The organism is Aestuariibaculum suncheonense, from assembly GCF_014596935.1.
Classification (GTDB): domain Bacteria; phylum Bacteroidota; class Bacteroidia; order Flavobacteriales; family Flavobacteriaceae; genus Aestuariibaculum; species Aestuariibaculum suncheonense.
This window is the reverse complement of the sequence record NZ_JACVXC010000011.1, coordinates 1-2,500: the sequence shown is the minus strand read 5'-3', so window position 1 is coordinate 2,500 and position 2,500 is coordinate 1. Positions and strand designations below refer to the sequence as shown.

Genomic DNA, 2,500 nt, shown 5'->3' with positions numbered 1-2,500 from the left:
CATGCTTCGAATATTGTGGTCCTACAACCCCAGTATTGCCGTAACAACACTGGTTTGGGCTAATCCGCGTTCGCTCGCCACTACTAACGGAATCACTTTTGTTTTCTTCTCCTCCGGGTACTTAGATGTTTCAGTTCTCCGGGTTCGCCTCCTTTTAGGATACTATATCTTCAATATAGTGGGTTGCCCCATTCGGATATCTGCGGATCAATTTGTATGTGCCAATCCCCGCAGCTTTTCGCAGCTTATCACGTCCTTCTTCGCCTCTGAGAGCCTAGGCATTCCCCATACGCCCTTATTTAGCTTATTGTACTTTTTGCTTTTTTATGAGTTTTAATCAATTGAGTTATCATATTGATTATTAATTATAATATCGCTCGTTGTTGATATTATAATCACAATTTTTTAAAATAGATTTCTAAATCTATCTTTCATGTATCTTTTTTCAATATGTCAATGAACTTTAGTCCCTCAGGACTCGTGGAGAATATCGGAGTCGAACCGATGACCTCCTGCGTGCAAGGCAGGCGCTCTAGCCAGCTGAGCTAATCCCCCATAGTATTTTCAGTAGTCAGTTATCAGTTAACAGTTATCAGTTAATTGATGACCTATACGTCAACTTGGGATACCCAACTTCTAAAATTTCCTTTCAATATTTAATGAACGTAACCTTCTATGGTTATTCGTAGTCTCAGGCAGACTCGAACTGCCGACCTCTACATTATCAGTGTAGCGCTCTAACCAGCTGAGCTATGAGACTGTTTTAGTCTACAGTTTCCAGTTTTCAGTATCTCTACTGAGCACCGTTTTCTGGTGACTTATTTTTTAAATTAACAGCTATGAGAATAAACTACTCTTTTCTTAGTTTTATGATACCATTAGTCGTCTTTCTCTAGAAAGGAGGTGTTCCAGCCGCACCTTCCGGTACGGCTACCTTGTTACGACTTAGCCCTAGTTACCGATTTTACCCTAGGCCGCTCCTTGCGGTGACGGACTTCAGGCACTCCCAGCTTCCATGGCTTGACGGGCGGTGTGTACAAGGCCCGGGAACGTATTCACCGCATCATGGCTGATATGCGATTACTAGCGATTCCAGCTTCACGGAGTCGAGTTGCAGACTCCGATCCGAACTGAGATAGGGTTTATAGATTCGCATCCCCTCGCGGGGTAGCTGCTCTCTGTCCCTACCATTGTAGCACGTGTGTAGCCCAGGACGTAAGGGCCGTGATGATTTGACGTCATCCCCACCTTCCTCACAGTTTGCACTGGCAGTCTTGTTAGAGTTCCCGACATGACTCGCTGGCAACTAACAACAGGGGTTGCGCTCGTTATAGGACTTAACCTGACACCTCACGGCACGAGCTGACGACAACCATGCAGCACCTTGTAAGTAGTCCGAAGAAAGATCTATCTCTAAATCATGCAACTTACATTTAAGCCCTGGTAAGGTTCCTCGCGTATCATCGAATTAAACCACATGCTCCACCGCTTGTGCGGGCCCCCGTCAATTCCTTTGAGTTTCATTCTTGCGAACGTACTCCCCAGGTGGGATACTTATCACTTTCGCTTAGCCACTCAGACCGAAATCCGAACAGCTAGTATCCATCGTTTACGGCGTGGACTACCAGGGTATCTAATCCTGTTCGCTCCCCACGCTTTCGTCCATCAGTGTCAATACATTATTAGTGATCTGCCTTCGCAATTGGTATTCTATGTAATATCTATGCATTTCACCGCTACACTACATATTCTAACCACTTCATAATGATTCAAGATAACCAGTATCAAAGGCAATTCTACAGTTGAGCTGCAGGATTTCACCTCTGACTTAATCATCCACCTACGGACCCTTTAAACCCAATGATTCCGGATAACGCTTGGATCCTCCGTATTACCGCGGCTGCTGGCACGGAGTTAGCCGATCCTTATTCTTACGGTACCGTCAGAACTCTACACGTAGAGTGGTTTCTTCCCGTATAAAAGCAGTTTACAACCCATAGGGCAGTCTTCCTGCACGCGGCATGGCTGGATCAGGCTTTCGCCCATTGTCCAATATTCCTCACTGCTGCCTCCCGTAGGAGTCTGGTCCGTGTCTCAGTACCAGTGTGGGGGATAACCCTCTCAGGCCCCCTACCTATCGTTGCCATGGGGTGCCGTTACCACTCCATCTAGCTAATAGGACGCATACTCATCTTGTACCGTAACCTTTAATGTAAACTCCATGCGAAGTAAACATACTATGAGGTATTAATCCAAATTTCTCTGGGCTATCCCTCAGTACAAGGCAGATTGTATACGCGTTACGCACCCGTGCGCCGGTCGTCAGCGGAGCAAGCTCCCTGCTACCCCTCGACTTGCATGTGTTAGGCCTGCCGCTAGCGTTCATCCTGAGCCAGGATCAAACTCTTCATCGTTAAATTTTAAATATTATTTAACAACTAATTGGAATCTCTAGTACTCAAAATGGTTTATTCTCTTAGTCAATACTAACCGTTTCCAG

At 45.7% G+C, this 2,500-nt stretch carries 2 tRNA genes and 2 rRNA genes (1 of these 4 cut by a window edge); all 4 read right to left on the bottom strand.

Annotated elements, in window-relative coordinates:
- Positions 1–310, bottom strand: a 23S ribosomal RNA gene (locus ICJ84_RS16520); it reaches 2,520 nt to the left of the window's first position.
- A gap of 171 nt (positions 311–481) precedes the next feature.
- Positions 482–555: transfer RNA gene (locus ICJ84_RS16515), tRNA-Ala, on the bottom strand.
- Positions 556–686: 131 nt separating this feature from the next.
- Positions 687–760 (bottom strand) — tRNA-Ile (locus tag ICJ84_RS16510).
- 136 nt (positions 761–896) lie between these two features.
- Positions 897–2,414, bottom strand: a 16S ribosomal RNA gene (locus tag ICJ84_RS16505).
- The 16S and 23S rRNA genes sit together here with 2 tRNA genes alongside, the layout of an rRNA operon.
- Positions 2,415–2,500: the final 86 nt, after the last annotated feature.